Here is a 16,016-nt window from a genome sequence, read left to right as displayed (position 1 = left end):
CGCGCGCAGACCTCTCGCACCCGCGAGGGGTTTTTTCGTTTTACGGCCCCACCTTCGGCCGGGAGCGGAGCGCGCGGGAGTATTGGGGGGACGGTGGAACCGGTCATTCCGGTAAGACCGAAGATTCACAACAGGAGTCCTGAGACATGACCGAGACGGCCACCAGCGAGCGCGACGACTCGTTCCACGTCTTCGACACGACGCTGCGCGACGGCGCGCAGCGCGAGGGGATCAGCCTCACCGTCGCGGACAAGCTCGCCATCGCCCGGCACCTGGACGACTTCGGCGTCGGCTTCATCGAGGGCGGCTGGCCCGGGGCGAACCCGCGGGACACCGAGTTCTTCGCCCGCGCCCGCGAGGAGATCGACTTCCGCCACGCCGAGCTGGTCGCCTTCGGCGCCACCCGCCGAGCCGGCGCGAAAGCCGCCGAGGACCCGCAGGTCAGGGCGCTGCTGGAATCCGGCGCCCCGGTCATCACCCTGGTCGCCAAGTCGCACGACCGGCATGTGGAGCTGGCGCTGCGCACCACGCTGGACGAGAACCTGGAGATGGTCCGCGACACCGTGTCGTACCTGAAGGACCAGGGCCGCCGGGTCTTCGTGGACTGCGAGCACTTCTTCGACGGCCACCGCGCCAACCCGCGGTACGCCGAGGCCGTCGTCCGCACCGCCGCCGAGGCCGGCGCCGACGTCGTGGTGCTGTGCGACACCAACGGCGGCATGCTGCCCGCCCAGGTGCACGCGACCGTCGCCGCCGTCCTGGCCGCCACCGGCGCCCGGCTCGGCATCCACGCCCAGGACGACACCGGCTGCGCGGTCGCCAACACCCTGGCCGCCGTGGACGCGGGCGCCACCCACGTGCAGTGCACGGCCAACGGCTACGGCGAGCGCGTCGGCAACGCCAACCTGTTCCCGGTGGTCGCGGCGCTGGAGCTGAAGTACGGCAGGAAGGTGCTGCCCGACGGCAAGCTGCGCGAGACCACCCGCATCTCGCACGCCATCGCCGAGGTCGTCAACCTCACCCCGTCCACGCACCAGCCGTACGTGGGCGTCTCCGCCTTCGCGCACAAGGCCGGGCTGCACGCCTCCGCCATCAAGGTCGACCCCGACCTCTACCAGCACATCGACCCCGAACTCGTCGGCAACACCATGCGCATGCTCGTCTCCGACATGGCGGGCCGCGCCTCGGTGGAGCTGAAGGGCAAGGAGCTGGGCATCGACCTGGGCGGCGACCGGGAGCTGGTCGGCCGGGTGGTCGAGCGGGTCAAGGAGCGGGAGCTCAAGGGCTACACCTACGAGGCCGCCGACGCCTCCTTCGAGCTGCTGCTGCGCGCCGAGGTCCAGGGCCGCCCGCTGCGGTACTTCGACGTCGAGTCCTGGCGGGCCATCGTGGAGGACCGTCCCGACGGCACCCACGCCAACGAGGCCACGGTCAAGCTGTGGGCCAAGAGCGAGCGGATCGTCGCCACCGCCGAGGGCAACGGCCCGGTCAACGCGCTCGACCGGGCGCTGCGCGTGGCGCTGGAGAAGATCTACCCGCAGCTCGCCCGGCTGGAGCTGGTCGACTACAAGGTCCGCATCCTGGAGGGCAAGCACGGCACGTCCTCCACCACCCGGGTGCTGATCTCCACCTCGGACGGCTCGGGCGAGTGGGCGACGGTCGGTGTGGCGGAGAACGTCATCGCCGCCTCCTGGCAGGCCCTGGAGGACGCCTACACCTACGGCCTGCTCCGGGCGGGCGTGGAGCCCCCCGAGTAACCGTCCGGCCGCTCAAGTGGGCGCCCTGAGCCGCTGTCCAGCCGTCCGGCCGCTCAGGGCGCCCGCCAGATGTTGTCGAAGGCGACGTTCTCGATGCGGCGCCGCTCGCGCACGGCCTCCAGTTCGGTGACCGCGTCGCCGACCGCGAGCAGCACGGTGACGACGGCCTCGTCCTCGGGGGCCGTCCCGGGCGGCCGGCCGGCGCCGATGCCCAGGGTGTCCGCGAGCCCGGTGAGGACCGGGTCGCGGGACTCCCAGCGGTCGGTCGCGTGGCGCCGGGCGGAGGTGTCGGCGTGCACGGCGTCGCCGCCCCGCACCGGCCACCAGTGCCGGCGCCTGCCGGTGATCTGCCCGGCGGCCTCCAGGACGTCGTGGTAGGCCACGGCCAGCCCCTCGCCGCGCCGCCACAGCCAGTCCTCGACCGTCTCGTACGGCTCCTCGCGGACCAGCTTCGCGCCGGCCTCGTCCAGCATCCGGTCACCCGTGGTCAGCACCGGTCCCGGCACGATGCGCTCGCCCTCCAGGGTGAGCGCGCGCACCCCGAGCAGGTCGATCAGCTCCGCGCCGGCCAGCGCCAGCGACAGATCGCCCTGCTGGACGGGGTGCTCGCCGGGCACGTCCAGGCTCACGAGGAAGAGATCCTGCGGTGTCGTCATGGTCACCACCATGGTCCGCGGGTGCCCGTTCGGCGACGCGGCACACCGGGCACCGCCGCCGCGGCCCCCGTGTGTCGCATGACCGCCCTACCGTCTCACCGCAGGGTCCACTTCTGGTTGGCGGCTCCGGTGCAGCTCCAGATCTGGGTGCGGGTGCCGTTCGCCGAGGAGTTGTCGGTGACGTCGAGGCACTCGCCGGCCGCCGTGTTCACCACGTCACCGGTGGCCGCGTCGTACGACCACTGCTGCGCACCGGTTCCGTTGCAGTCGTACAACTGCGTCTTCGCCCCGTCCGCCGTCGAACCGCCCGTCACGTCCAGGCACTTGCCGAGCACCCGGACGGTGCCGTCGGTGCCCGCGGTCCACTGCTGGGCCGCGCTGCCGTTGCAGTCGTAGAGCTGCGCCGCCGTGCCGTTGGCGGCGGAACCGCCCGCCGCGTCCAGGCACTTGCCGGCCAGTCCGGTGAACGCGCCGGTGCGGGCGCCGCCGCCGGACTGGGTGCCGGACCAGGTGAAGGTCGCCGAGGTCCTCGCGGGCAGCGTGTACGTGGCGTGCTGGGAGCCCCAGTCGAGGGTGACCGTGCGGGCGGCGGAGGAGCCGTTGTAGGCGATGAGCGCCTTGCCGCCGTCCGGGTTGCGCCAGGCCACGTTGGGCACCGTGGCGGAGGCGGTGGAGGCGATCCGCTGGGCGCCGGGCCGGACGAACTTGGTCAGGTGGCCCATGTCGTAGTACTCGACGGTGTAGTCCACGGTCCCGCTGGCGCCGTCGCCGTTGTGCACGGTGACCAGGCCGGTGCAGGTGCCGCAGCCGCCGTAGTGCGGGCCCATGTTCTGGTCGACGGCCAGCGACCACTTGGTCACCGACTTCGCCCAGTTGCGGGTGTAGTCGATGATGTTCGCCATGTCCTCGTGCTGCTGGTCGGCGATCCAGGTGCCGCCGGAGTGCTCGGTGCCGAAGGCGTCCAGCCCCGGGTACTGGTTGTGCACGGACGTCTGCTTGGCGATGTCGCCGCCGTAGCCGTGCCAGGCGATGCCGCCGAAGTTGGGGTGGTTGCGCACGGCCGGGTCGTCCACGGTCTGGGCGGCGTAGGAGTCGTAGACATCCCAGTTCCAGTCGTGGGCGAGGACCTTGGTGCTCAGGCCGGCCGCCTGGAGCTTGGGCAGCAGCTCGTTCTTGGTGAAGTAGGCGAGGCCGCTGCCGTTCCAGCTCATCGACGGGTAGCCGGAGCAGCAGGTCGGCTCGTTCTGCGGGGTGACGTACCGGACGTCGATGCCCTGGTCCTTGTAGGCCTGGAGGTACTTGACGAAGTAGGAGGCGTACGCCCCGTAGTCCTCCGCCTTCAGCCAGCCGCCGTTGAGCGAGCCGCTGTCCTTCATCCAGGCCGGTGCCGTCCACGGCGAGGCCATCACGGTCAGGGACGGGTTGAGCTGGAGCGCCTGCCGGGTCAGCGGGACCACGTCGGCCAGGTCGTGCGCCAGGGAGAACTTCGCCAGCGACGGGTCGCTCTGGCCGGCCGGCACGTCGTCATAGGTGTAGCCGTAGCGGGCCAGGTCGGAGGCGCCCATCGGGTTGCGCAGGAACGACAGGCCGATGCCGTCGGTGGGCGAGAACAGCTTGCGCAGGGTGGCGTCCCGGGTCGCCGGGGACAGCGCCCCGCTGCTGTTCAGCAGCCAGGCCGCGGTGTCCGTGAAGGACGCGCCGCCGCCGGTGAAGGTCTGGTAGCGGGTGTTCTCGTCCACGCTGATGTGCTCGCCGCCGCCCGTCCCGGACTGGAAGGCGAACGGCGTCTGCGGTTGCAGGCCGCGCACGACGTGCCGGCCGGCGGAGTCGTCGGTGGTGGTGAGCCAGGCGGTGACCTGCTCACCGGTGGCGTGCGCGGGAGGTACGGCCAGGGTGAGGCCGGCGGCGGAGAGCAGTCCGGCGAGAAGCAGCCGGACCGCGCGGGGGGTTCTCCTCATGGTGCGTCGCCCTTCCTGTCGGCTCAGGCGAGCTGACGGGTCGTCTTGACGGGAATGTGCACCCCTAGTTAACTCACGGCGTGAGCTAAGCCATGAGTGAAACATGAGAGCCGAGGGAAGGTCCATGCGCAGAACCGCCCTGCTCGCCTCCGCCGCGCTCCTCGCCGGTCTGCTGCCCTGGGCGGCGACCGCGCGAGCCGCCGACACACCGGCGCCCGTCGCCGTCGACCGCTTCGAAGGCGAGGTCCCCTTCGCCGCCCAGCCCGCCGAGGGCATCTTCACCTGGGGCGGGGACACCGACGACCGGCCCGCGCTCCGCCTCGCCGACCGCGCCGACGCACCCGAGGGCGCCAAGGTGCTCGCCGGGAGCTACGACATCAGCGGCTACGGCGGCTTCACCCACGACTACGCCGCCGCCGCGCCCGCCCACGACTGGTCCGGCCGCCGGGGCATCCGCTTCTGGTGGGACGGCCGGAACAACGGCCGGAAGATCACCTTCGAGATCAAGGACGGCGGCGCCCACGGCGAGGCGTCCGAGCTGTGGAACGCCTCCTTCACCGACGACTTCACCGGCTGGAAGCAGATAGAACTGCCCTTCACGGACTTCGCGTACCGCACCGACTACCAGCCCGTCGGCGGCATCGACCACGTCCTCGGCCTCACGGCCATGTGGGGCTACTCCGTCACCCTCCCGCCCGGCGCCAAGGGCGACTTCGCCATGGACGGCGTGGAGCTGTACGGCACGGCCGACCCGGCACTGCGCGCCTCCGTCACCACGGACGCGGCCGTGTACCCGGTGCGGGAGGGCGGGACGGCGAAGGTGAAGGTCACCGTCGCCACCACCGGCGACCAGCCGCTCGCCGGTCCGGTGACCGTCGCCTACGCCACGGCGGACGGCACCGCCACCGCCGGCGCCGACTACACGCCCGTGACCGGCACCCTCACCTTCCCGGCCGGCACCGCCTCCGGCACCGCGCGGACCGTCGAGGTGCCCACCCGCCGGGACAAGGCCGCCGAACCCGCCGAGACCGTCCCGCTGAAGCTGACGGTCACCGGCGCCAAGGCACCCGCCGAGACCCCGCAGATCGTCCTCGACGCCCACGGACTGCCGTACCTGGACGCCCGGCTGCCGGTCCGCAAGCGGGTCGCCGACCTGCTGGGCCGGATGTCCCTGGCGGAGAAGGCCGGCCAGATGACCCAGGCCGAGCGCGGCGCCGTGGGCCAGGGCGCCGACATCACCGGCTACGCCCTCGGCTCCCTGCTGTCCGGCGGCGGCTCGACCCCCACGCCCAACACCCCCGAGGCGTGGGCGCGGATGATCGACGGCTTCCAGCTCCGCGCGCAGGCCACCCGCTTCCAGATACCGCTGGTCTACGGCGTGGACGCGGTGCACGGCCACAACAACCTCGTCGGTGCCACGATCCTGCCGCACAACATCGGCATCGGCGCCGCCCGCGATCCGCGGCTGGCCTACGAGACCGGCGCGGTGACGGCCGCCGAGGTCCGCGCCACCGGCGTCCCCTGGGACTTCGCGCCCTGCCTGTGCGTGAGCCGCGACGAACGCTGGGGCCGCTCGTACGAGTCCTACGGCGAGGACCCGGCGCTCGTGCAGGCCATGGAGCCGGTGATCCAGGGCCTCCAGGGCCGCGCCGACGGCTCCGACCTGGACCGCGCCGACAAGGTGCTCGCCACCGCCAAGCACTTCGTGGCCGACGGCGGCACCGCGTACGGCTCCTCCACCACGGGCAGCTACACCATCGACCAGGGCGTCACCAAGGTCACCCGTGAGCAGTTGGAGGACATCCACCTCGCGCCGTACCGGCAGGCCGTCGAGCGGGGCGTCGGCACGGTCATGCCGTCGTACTCCTCGCTGGACATCGCCGGTGACGGCCGGGGTGCCGTGAAGATGCACGCGCGCGGCGACATGATCGACGGCGTGCTCAAGGGCCGCCTGGGCTTCGACGGCTTCGTGATCAGCGACTACAACGCCCTCGACCAGCTCCCCGGCGACTACGCCACGCACGTCCGCACGGCCGTCAACGCGGGCGTGGACATGGCGATGGTGCCCAGTTCGTACAAGGAGTTCGCCACCGATCTCGTCGCCGAGGTGCGGGCGGGCCGGATCAGCGAGCGGCGGATCGACGACGCCGTCGCCCGCATCCTCACCCAGAAGTTCCGCCTGGGCCTCTTCGAGCACCCGTACGCCGACACCCGCGGCGCCGCCGCCATCGGCTCGCCGGCCCACCGCGCGGTCGCCCGCCGGGCCGCCGCCGAGTCGCAGGTGCTGCTGAAGAACGCGGGCGGGGTGCTGCCGCTGAAGAAGAGCGAGAAGGTGTACGTCGCCGGGTCCAACGCCGACGACATCGGCAACCAGACCGGCGGCTGGACCGTCACCTGGCAGGGCTCCTCCGGGAACATCGTGCCCGGCACGACCATCCTCCAGGGCATGCGCCGGGCGGGCGGGAACGTCACCTACTCCAAGGACGCCTCCGCTCCGACCGACGGCTACGACGTGGGTGTGGTCGTCGTCGGCGAGACCCCGTACGCCGAGGGCGCCGGCGATGTCGGCAACGGCCACGACCTGGCCCTGTCCGCCGCCGACCAGGCCGCCGTGGACAAGGTCTGCGCGGCGATGAAGTGCGCGGTGCTGATCGTCTCCGGCCGCCCGCAGCTCATCGGCGACCGGCTGGACCGGATCGACGCGCTGGTCGCCTCCTGGCTGCCCGGCACCGAGGGCGACGGCGTCGCCGACGTCCTCTACGGCAAGCGCGCCTTCACCGGACAGCTCCCGGTCACCTGGCCGAAGTCCGAGGCGCAGCTCCCGGTGAACGTGGGCGACACGGCGTACGACCCGCAGTTCCCGTACGGCTGGGGCCTGACCACCCTCGCCCCGGCGCCGAAGGGCGACGCGGCCACCCTGCGCGGCCTCGCCGTCCGGGCGGCGGCGGCCGAACGGCACGGGGACGGGCGGACCGGACGCGCGCTGGTGGCCCGGGCCCGGCTGCTGGTCCAGCAGAAGGCGGCCGGCCATCTCACCGAGGCGGTCTCCCGGCCCTTCGCGGACGCCGACCACCTGCTGCTGACCGGACGGTACGGAAAGGCGGTGGAGAAGCTGGCGGCGGCCTACCGGGCGGCCTGACCCGGACGCCGGACGACCGACCGCTTTGGGGAGGCTTCGGGTAGGTTCGAGGTATGAAGGCCGTGCCGCGGAACCGAAGCCTCCCCGCACTGCTGCTGGCCGTGCTGGTCCTGGTGCTGACAACCACGTTCGCACCCGGGGCCCGCGCGGACACCGGCGTCTCCGAGATCGCCCGCGCCCTGCGGGCGAACCCGGTCTACGTCGACCCGGCCGCCCGGGACCAGCTCTCGGCGGCCGACGCCGACACCCTCGGCCGGCGGATCAAGGACGCCGGGAAACCCGTGTTCATCGCGGTCCTCCCGGCGGGCTACCGCACCGCGAACCTCTTCTCCGACCTGCGCGCCGCGACCGGCGTCACCGGTCTGTACGGCATCCGCCTCGGCGACCGCTTCGACGCCCGCGCCGACTCCTCCGTCCTGTCGCCCACGGCCCGGCGCAATCTGGTCGCCAGCGTCCAGGGCGAGGACGCCAAGGCCCAGCTCGCCGACTTCACCGACCGCGCCCTGGCCAACATGGGCGGCCGTGCCCCGAAGAGCTGGGGCGGCTCGGCCGGGAACGACGGCGTGTCCGGCACGGCCCTGATCGCGACGGCCGCGGTCCTGGTGGCCGCCGGCACGGGCGCCTACGCGCTGGTCCGGCGCAACCGGCGGCGGCGCGAGCAGGAGCAGCGGGCCGCCCTGGACCGGCTGCGGGTGGTCGTGGACGAGGACATCACCGCGTTCGGCGAGGAACTGGACCGCCTGGACTTCCGTCCCTCCGAACCCGGCGCCGACGACGCCCAGCGCGCCGACTACGAGCACGCGCTCGACGCCTACGACACCGCCAAGCAGCGTATGGCCATGGCGGAGCGCCCGGAGGACGTGCGCGGGGTCACCGAGGCGCTGGAGGACGGCCGCTTCTCCCTCGCCCAGCTCGCCGCCCGCCGGGAGGGGCGCCCGCTGCCGGAGCGCCGCCCGCCGTGCTTCTTCGACCCCCGCCACGGCCCGTCCGTCACCGACGCCACCTGGACCCCGCCGGGCGGGGCCGACCGCCGGGTCCCGGTCTGCGCCGCCGACGCCACCCGGCTGGCCGACGGCCGCGATCCCGTGGTCCGCGAGGTCGACACCGACTACGGCCGCCGCCCCTACTGGGACGCGGGCCCGGCCTACGGCCCCTGGGCGGGCGGCTACTTCGGCGGCGGCCTGCTGCCCGGCCTCCTCGTCGGCACCATGCTCGGCGGCCTGATGGCGGGCCCCGCCTACGCCGCCGACTACGGCACCGGGTACGGCGACTTCGGCGACTACGGCGCGGGCGGCTACCAGGGCGGAGACGTCTCCGGCACCGACTTCGACCCCGGAGACTTCGGAGGCGGCTTCGGTGACGGAGGCGGCTTCGACGGCGGCGGCGGAGGGGACTTCGGCGGGGGCGGCGGCGACTTCGGCGGAGGCTACTGAGCCCTAGACGCCCTTGAGGAAGTCGCTCCAGGTGCCGGGGGAGAGGGTGAGGACGGGTCCGGTCGGGATCTTGGAGTCGCGGATGTGGATGGCGGCAGGGTGCGCGGCAACCTCGACGCAGTTGCCGCCCTCGCTGCCGCTGTAGCTGGACTTGCGCCAGGTGTAGGCGAGTTCGACGCAGTCGCCGCCCTCGCTGCCGCTGTAGCTCGACTTGAACCATGCCAGTGCTGCGGTGCTCATGACTCTCCTAGCAGTCCCTTCAGGAGGCGCACGCTCTCGTCGGGTGAGAGGGCCTGGGACCGCAGCATTCCATACTTGAGGTGGTAATCGCTGACCTCGTCGGGGTCGTCGACGAGGAAGCTGGCGCGCTGTACCTCCAGGTAGACAAGACGCTCGTACTCGGGGGTCTCCAGCAGCACCATGGGGCCGTCCAGACAAGCATGCGGTGTCCGGTCCGTGGGCATGATCTGGAAGCTCATGTGGACGGGCTCGGTGTACTCCAGGATCTGCCGGATCTGCGCCCGCATCACGTCCGGCCCGCCGACCCCCCGTCGCAGGATGCTCTCCTCCAGGACGAAGTGGCCCACGGTCGGCCGTTCCCGCTGCCAGATCGCCTGCCGCTCCATGCGGGCGTTCACCCACTGCTCGGCTGTCTCGCTGCCGATCGCCGGATAGCGGTAGTCGAAGACCGCACGGCAGTACTCGGGTGTCTGAAGGAGTCCTGGAACCACCAGGCTCTGGTACGAGAGGACGCTTACCGCTTCCTGCTCGTGATCCACCAGCCCCTGCGCGAACTGCACGATCCGGTCCCGGACCGGCAGCTTCGCCACCACCACCGTTAACGCCCCGCCCGTGCCCAGCAGTTCGTCGAACTGCTCGGCGCGATCCGGCTGGAGGGCCAGCCTCCCCTGCTCGATCGACCTGACCGTGTCGACGGAGATGCTGGCCAGCTCCGCCAACTGTTCCTGCGTGAGACGCGCCTTCTTCCTGTAGTGCGCCACGAGCGCACCCACCGCGTACCACGAACCGACTTTCTTGGGCCTCGATGCCGCGTGCATGGCCGTTCCTTTCCCCCGAACGCACGCCGATCTGTCGTAGTGGACTCGTAGCAATGAGAACTACGACCTCACTCACTGACCCACTGTAGTGACGCACAGTGACACTCGCCTCGTGAACGCACAGACTCAGCACCCCCACGCCCGCCAGGTCTTCTGCCGCCGTGACCGCAGGTCGGTACGGTTCGCACGGGAGTTCGCCCGGCGGACGCTGGCCGAGTGGGCCGCCACCGAGCGCGGCGACGACGTATTGCTCTGCGTGAGCGAGCTGACGACCAACGCCGTGCTGCACGGCGTCCCCGCCGGCCGGGGTTTCCTGCTCCGCCTGGCCCGGCACGCCGACGGCGTCCTGCGGGTGGAGGTGCACGACAGCGGTCCCGGCGAGGTCCGCGTCCCGGAGCCGTCCACGGTGGCGGAACACGGCCGGGGGCTGCTCCTCGTCGCCGCGCTGGCGGACAAGTGGGGCGTGGGGGAACGCGATCCGGGCAAGATCGTGTGGTGCGAGTTCGGCTAGGCCCGGTCGTGTCCGCCCTCTGGCGCGGCCCCCGGCTCCTCGGGCACCATCTGCCTGCACCCCCTGCACAGCCGCCCCCCGCGAAACCACGGCCCACCGCAGGAAGGTCCCCATGAAACCGTTCACGCTGCGCTCGCTCGTCACCGCGCTCGCCCTCGTCGCCGCGCCCGGCATCGCCGTCCTCGGCACGGCGACCGACGCGTTCGCCGTCACGAAGATCAGCCACGCGACCGCCACGTCGATGTTCCGCCAGGCCGGCATCACCTGGTCGTCGTCCGGCAACTGCTCGGACCGCAACAACTCCACCTGTACGTCGTTCGAGCAGCTCAACCTGGCCACCGCCCAGGGCGCCCAGACCCTCAAGGGCGCCAGCGGCTGCGCCCTCAACATCACCGGCGGCACCGAGACCGGCCACGCCTCCGGCACCTACTCGCACTGGAACGGCTACAAACTGGACTACGGCAAGAACACGTGCGTGACGTCGTACGTCAAGAACACCTTCACCTACATCGGTCTGCGCGGCGACGGCGCCCCGCAGTACCAGTCGGGTTCCGGCAACATCTACGCCGACGAGGGCAGCCACTGGGACGTCCTCTACTACAACTGCGGCGGCTGCTGAGCCGGCCGGGGGAGAGGCGGTGACCGGGGCCCGGGGCCCGACCCGACGCGCGCTGCTGCTGGCCGCCGCCCTCGCCGCCGCCCCCGCGCCCGGCGCGCGGGCGGCCGGCGAGGACCCGTACGAGACGCTGCGCCGGCGCTGGCTCGGCATCGCGCTCGGCACCGGATACGACCCGGCCGCCGAGCCGTACGCCTCCCGGCTCGCCGCACTCGGGCAGCGGGCCCGGGAGTTCCAGGCGGCCATGGCCCCGGCCCCCGCCTCCCTCTGGCCCGGCCACCCCTTCGACCCGCCGTCCGGCATCACCTTCAGCTACGGCCGCCTGTGGACCATGACCCAGGCGTACGCGCAGCCCGGCACCGGCGCCACCGGCGACCCCGCGCTGCTCACCGCCGTACTGCGCGGCCTGGACCACCTCTCCGCCACCGTCTACCACCCCGCCACCACCCGCTACGGCAACTGGTGGGAGTGGCAGATCGGCAGCCCCCGCCTCCTGCTGGACATCACGGCCGCGCTGTACGAGCAGGCGGGCCCGGACCGGATCGCGGCGGCCTGCGCGGCCGTCGACCACTTCCTCCCGGACGCCCTGCTCGCCGACTACTCCGGCACCTCCACCGGCGCCAACCGCGTCGACCTGTGCCGTTCGGTCGCCCTGCGCGGCATCCTCGGCCGCAGCCCGGAGAAGACCGCCCTCGCCCGCGACGCCCTCTCGCCCGTCTTCCCGTACGTCACCGAGGGCGACGGGCTCTACGCCGACGGCTCCTTCGTCCAGCACACCTGGGTCGCCTACTCGGGCACCTACGGCCAGGTCCTGCTCGACGGCCTCGGCCGGCTGTTCGCGCTGCTCGCCGGATCGCCGTGGGAGATCACCGACCCCGCCCGGCAGCACGTCCTCGACAGCGTCGAGCACGCCTACGCGCCGCTGATCCACGACGGACTGGTCATGGACTGCGTCAACGGCCGGGCCATCAGCCGCGGTTACCTGCGCTCCGACGACCAGCACGTCCTGCGCAGCGACCACTACCACGGGCAGGCCCTGATCGCCGCCCTCGCGCTGCTCGCGGCCGGCGCGAGCGAGGCCGAACGGCAGCGCTGGCACGGCATGATCAAGGGCTGGATCGAACGGGACACCGTGGTGCCGATGCTGACGTCCCGTCAGTTCGGGGTCGCGGACCTGGCGCGGCTGCACGCCGTCGCCGCCTCACCGGTCCCCGCCGCGCCCGAGCCCCCCGGCCACCGCCTCTTCCCGGCCATGGACCGCGCCGTCCACCGCACGCCCCGCTTCACCGCCGCCCTCGCCATGGCCGGCGACCGCATCGCCCACTACGAGTGCGGCAACGGCGAGAACCCGCGCGGCTGGCACACCGGCTCCGGAATGCTGTACTGGTGGCCGTCCGGGAGCAGCGACCAGTACACCGACTGGTACTGGCCCACCGTCGACTGGTACCGGCTGCCCGGCACCACCGTGTCGACCCTCCCGCTGGCCGACCGGGCCGGCGGCGAGTGGGGCGCCCCCCGGCCGGACGTCCGCTGGGTCGGCGGCACCACCGACGGCACCTACGCGGCCGTCGGCCAGCACCTCAAGGGCCTCGGCTCCACCCTCCAGGCCCGCAAGTCCTGGTTCTTCCTCGACGACGCCGTGGTCTGCCTCGGCGCCGGGATCACCTCCGCCGACGGTGTCCCGGCCGTGACGGTCGTGGACAACCGCAACCTCGGCGAGAACGGCACGCAGACCTTCGCGCGCGGCCCGGGATGGGCGCACCTGGAAGGACACGGCGGCTGGCTCCTGCCGCACGGCGGCGACCTGCGCACCCTGCGCGAGGACCGCACCGGCGCCTGGTCCGACATCAACACCACCAGCACCGCCGAGCGGCGCACCCGGCGCTGGCAGACCCTCTGGCTCGACCACGGCACCGACCCGCGGGACGCCCGCTACACCTACGTCCTGCTGCCCGGCGCCGGCCGCGCCGAGACCGCCGCCCGCGCCGCCGGCCCGCACTGGCTGACCGTCCTCGCCAACGACACCACCGCCCAGGCCGTCGCCGTCCCCCGGCTGGGCCTGACGGCGTACACCTTCTGGGGGAGCGGTACGGTAGGAGACCTCACCGTCTCGGCCGGCGCGAGCGTGCTCGTCGTCCGCCGGGGCCGTACGGCGAGTCTGCGCGTGAGCGAGCCACCCCGCACCGGCGTCCCGCTGGAGCTGGTCTGGGACCATCCGGTGCGCGCGGTCACCCGGGCCGGCGACGGCGTCCAGGTGCTCTCGGCGGACCGCCGTCTGAGGCTCCGTGTCACTCCGGGGATGGCATGCGCCACCCACGAATGTGAGGTGGCCCTCGGCTGACCGCCTTGTGGCTTCCCTACAAAAGGATGCCCGTCTGAGCAGTCGGAACGCCTGCATCGCCTGATGGTTCTGTTCACTGGCACCAGGAAAACGGGCCGGAGACTGTACAGAGTCGACGGCTCGCTTTTCTTCGTGTCCTTCGTAAGGTCGCTACATGACCGTTTTGGAAGAGACGACGGGTGAGCCGACGGGCGAGCCGACGGACGCGCGCGGACGGGTCGCCGAACTGCACGAGATCCGCGCCCGGGCCGTGGCCGGCCCGAGCGAGAAGGCGACCGAGGCGCAGCACGCCAAGGGCAAGCTGACGGCGCGCGAGCGGATCGAGCTGCTCCTCGACCCCGGGTCCTTCCAGGAGGTCGAGCAGCTTCGCCGGCACCGGGCGACCGGGTTCGGCCTGGAGGCCAAGAAGCCGTACACCGACGGTGTCATCACCGGCTGGGGCACGGTGGAGGGCCGCACGGTCTTCGTCTACGCCCATGACTTCCGGATCTTCGGCGGCGCGCTGGGCGAGGCCCACGCCACCAAGATCCACAAGATCATGGACATGGCCATCGCGGCCGGCGCGCCGCTGGTCTCCCTGAACGACGGCGCCGGCGCCCGTATCCAGGAGGGCGTCTCCGCCCTCGCCGGCTACGGCGGCATCTTCCAGCGCAACACCAAGGCCAGCGGTGTCATCCCGCAGATCTCGGTGATGCTCGGCCCGTGCGCGGGCGGCGCGGCCTACAGCCCCGCCCTCACCGACTTCGTCTTCATGGTCCGCGAGACCTCGCAGATGTTCATCACCGGCCCCGACGTGGTCAAGGCCGTGACCGGCGAGGAGATCACGCAGAACGGCCTCGGCGGCGCCGACGTGCACGCCGAGACCTCCGGCGTCTGCCACTTCGCCTACGACGACGAGGAGACGTGCATCGCCGAGGTGCGCTACCTCCTGTCGCTGCTGCCGCAGAACAACCGCGAGAACCCGCCGCGGGCGGACTCCTCCGACCCGGTGGAGCGCCGCTCGGACGTCCTCCTCGACCTGGTCCCGGCCGACGGCAACCGGCCCTACGACATGGCCAAGGTCATCGAGGAGATCGTCGACGACGGCGAGTACCTGGAGGTCCACGAGCGCTGGGCGCGCAACATCATCTGCGCCCTCGCCCGGCTCGACGGCCAGGTCGTCGGCATCATCGCCAACCAGCCGCAGGTCCTGGCGGGCGTCCTGGACATCGAGGCGTCCGAAAAAGCTGCACGCTTTGTCCAGATGTGCGACGCTTTCAACATCCCGATCGTCACCTTCCTGGACGTCCCCGGGTTCCTCCCCGGCGTCGACCAGGAGCACGGCGGAATCATCCGCCACGGCGCGAAGCTCCTGTACGCCTACTGCAACGCGACCGTGCCGAGGATCTCCCTCATCCTGCGCAAGGCGTACGGAGGTGCCTACATCGTCATGGACTCCCAGTCGATCGGCGCCGACCTCACCTACGCCTGGCCGACGAACGAGATCGCCGTGATGGGCGCGGAGGGCGCGGCCAACGTCATCTTCCGCCGGCAGATCGCCGCCGCCCAGGACCCCGAGGCCATGCGGCAGAAGATGGTCAAGGAGTACAAGGCCGAGCTGATGCACCCGTACTACGCGGCCGAGCGGGGCCTCGTCGACGACGTCATCGACCCCTCCGAGACCCGCGAGGTGCTCGTCAGGTCCCTGGCGATGCTGCACTCCAAGCACGCCGACCTGCCCTCGCGCAAGCACGGCAACCCCCCGCAGTAACCCAGCGGACACCTCTCTCCCGGAGACTGACACCCATGAGCACTGCTGACATCCGCGTCGAGAAGGGCCACGCCGAGCCCGAGGAGGTCGCCGCCATCACCGCGATCCTCATGGCCCGCGCCGCCGCCCAGCCGTCCACGACCCCGGTCCACCGCGGCCGCGCCCGGGCCGGCTGGCGCCGCCTGGAACGCGAGGGCGGCTTCCGCGCCCCGCATAGCTGGCACTGACGCCCCGAGCGCCCCTCACGGCCCCGCCACTCCTCCGGGAGTTGCGGGGCCGCGGCATACCCACGGCACCCTGCTCCGGCCCGGACCTGGGGTCAGCCGTCCCGGCGTCCCCCGTCCCGCTTCCGCGCCCACGCGGCCACGGGCACGGACACGGTGGCCAGGCAGAGGGCCGGCCACAGGGACGTCAGACGCAGGCCGGGGGTCCACAGGGACAGCAGGACGGCCGTCAGGAAGACCGTCAGCCAGCCCAGGACCAGCCTGCCGCGCAGCCGGGCCCGCAGCGGGAACAGCAGGGCCGAGGAGACCAGCGCGCTCGGCGCCAGCAGCACCGCCGCCCAGACCAGCGCCGGCCAGCCGTCGATCTCGATCACGTTCAGCACGTTCATCCCCGTAGACATGACGAAAGGGCTCCTGTCACTCAAAAAAGAGTCACAGGAGCCCTCACGGGTTCCCTGACCGGCGGTGTTACCGCAGCCGTGCCATCAGGGCGTGTTCGACGAGGGTGATGAGGGCGCTCTTGGCGTCGGCGCGGTGGCGGGCGTCGGTGGTGATGATGGGGGTGTCGGGGCC

At 72.2% G+C, this 16,016-nt stretch carries 13 protein-coding genes and 1 pseudogene; 8 read left to right on the top strand and 6 right to left on the bottom strand.

Features of this window, described 5'->3' with window-relative positions:
• Positions 1-146: 146 nt before the first annotated feature.
• Positions 147-1,757, top strand: a complete 1,611-nt coding sequence (cimA, locus tag ACZ4SV_RS00070) for a citramalate synthase (RefSeq protein WP_468000237.1) — start codon at positions 147-149, stop codon at positions 1,755-1,757.
• 53 nt (positions 1,758-1,810) lie between these two features.
• On the opposite strand, the gene ACZ4SV_RS00065 is transcribed toward cimA, so the two are convergent.
• Together ACZ4SV_RS00065 and ACZ4SV_RS00060 are read right to left on the bottom strand one after the other, a co-directional pair.
• Positions 1,811-2,413 carry a GOLPH3/VPS74 family protein gene (locus ACZ4SV_RS00065; RefSeq protein WP_468000235.1) on the bottom strand — a complete coding sequence of 201 codons (603 nt, stop codon included), beginning with the start codon at positions 2,411-2,413 and terminating at the stop codon, positions 1,811-1,813.
• Between the two features lie 95 nt (positions 2,414-2,508).
• Positions 2,509-4,371, bottom strand: coding sequence for a ricin-type beta-trefoil lectin domain protein (locus ACZ4SV_RS00060; RefSeq protein WP_468000233.1), 1,863 nt, complete (start codon positions 4,369-4,371; stop codon positions 2,509-2,511).
• 124 nt (positions 4,372-4,495) lie between these two features.
• Here ACZ4SV_RS00060 and ACZ4SV_RS00055 point away from each other — a divergent pair, with 124 nt between their 5' ends.
• Together ACZ4SV_RS00055 and ACZ4SV_RS00050 are read left to right on the top strand one after the other, a co-directional pair.
• A complete protein-coding gene (locus ACZ4SV_RS00055; RefSeq protein ID WP_468000231.1) occupies positions 4,496-7,510 on the top strand; it encodes a glycoside hydrolase family 3 protein in 3,015 nt (1,004 codons plus the stop codon).
• Positions 7,511-7,563: 53 nt separating this feature from the next.
• The gene (locus ACZ4SV_RS00050; protein ID WP_468000229.1) at positions 7,564-8,943 is read left to right on the top strand and encodes a hypothetical protein; all 1,380 of its coding nucleotides are present in this window, start codon (positions 7,564-7,566) and stop codon (positions 8,941-8,943) included.
• A gap of 3 nt (positions 8,944-8,946) precedes the next feature.
• On the opposite strand, the gene ACZ4SV_RS00045 is transcribed toward ACZ4SV_RS00050, so the two are convergent.
• Both ACZ4SV_RS00045 and ACZ4SV_RS00040 read right to left on the bottom strand, forming a co-directional pair.
• On the bottom strand, positions 8,947-9,183 hold the full coding sequence (locus ACZ4SV_RS00045) for a DUF397 domain-containing protein (protein WP_468000227.1): 237 nt from the start codon (positions 9,181-9,183) through the stop codon (positions 8,947-8,949).
• Positions 9,180-10,001 (bottom strand): helix-turn-helix domain-containing protein, encoded by an 822-nt coding sequence (locus tag ACZ4SV_RS00040; protein ID WP_468000225.1) that lies wholly within the window; start codon positions 9,999-10,001, stop codon positions 9,180-9,182. Before ACZ4SV_RS00040 ends, ACZ4SV_RS00045 begins: the two co-directional genes overlap by 4 nt.
• A 112-nt stretch (positions 10,002-10,113) precedes the next feature.
• On the opposite strand from ACZ4SV_RS00040, the gene ACZ4SV_RS00035 reads away from it, so the two are divergent.
• The 5 genes from ACZ4SV_RS00035 (at position 10,114) to ACZ4SV_RS00015 (ending at position 15,446) form a co-directional block, all read left to right on the top strand.
• Positions 10,114-10,512, top strand: coding sequence for an ATP-binding protein (locus ACZ4SV_RS00035; protein ID WP_365877095.1), 399 nt, complete (start codon positions 10,114-10,116; stop codon positions 10,510-10,512).
• Between the two features lie 112 nt (positions 10,513-10,624).
• The gene (locus ACZ4SV_RS00030) at positions 10,625-11,131 is read left to right on the top strand and encodes a hypothetical protein (RefSeq protein ID WP_468000223.1); all 507 of its coding nucleotides are present in this window, start codon (positions 10,625-10,627) and stop codon (positions 11,129-11,131) included.
• Positions 11,132-11,150: 19 nt separating this feature from the next.
• The gene (locus ACZ4SV_RS00025; RefSeq protein WP_468000221.1) at positions 11,151-13,469 is read left to right on the top strand and encodes a polysaccharide lyase 8 family protein; all 2,319 of its coding nucleotides are present in this window, start codon (positions 11,151-11,153) and stop codon (positions 13,467-13,469) included.
• Positions 13,470-13,623: 154 nt separating this feature from the next.
• A complete protein-coding gene (locus tag ACZ4SV_RS00020; protein ID WP_468000219.1) occupies positions 13,624-15,219 on the top strand; it encodes an acyl-CoA carboxylase subunit beta in 1,596 nt (531 codons plus the stop codon).
• 35 nt (positions 15,220-15,254) lie between these two features.
• Positions 15,255-15,446, top strand: a complete 192-nt coding sequence (locus ACZ4SV_RS00015) for an acyl-CoA carboxylase subunit epsilon (protein ID WP_365877087.1) — start codon at positions 15,255-15,257, stop codon at positions 15,444-15,446.
• 92 nt (positions 15,447-15,538) lie between these two features.
• Here ACZ4SV_RS00015 and ACZ4SV_RS00010 read toward each other — a convergent pair whose 3' ends face one another.
• A complete protein-coding gene (locus tag ACZ4SV_RS00010; RefSeq protein ID WP_468000217.1) occupies positions 15,539-15,844 on the bottom strand; it encodes a hypothetical protein in 306 nt (101 codons plus the stop codon).
• Positions 15,845-15,911: 67 nt separating this feature from the next.
• A pseudogene (locus ACZ4SV_RS00005) lies at positions 15,912-16,016 on the bottom strand (ATP-binding protein); the annotation flags it as partial.

The sequence above is a fragment of the Streptomyces sp. NPDC027672 genome, from assembly GCF_055566335.1.
Note: the sequence above shows the minus strand (reverse complement) of the source record. Positions and strands in the feature narration are given on the sequence as shown.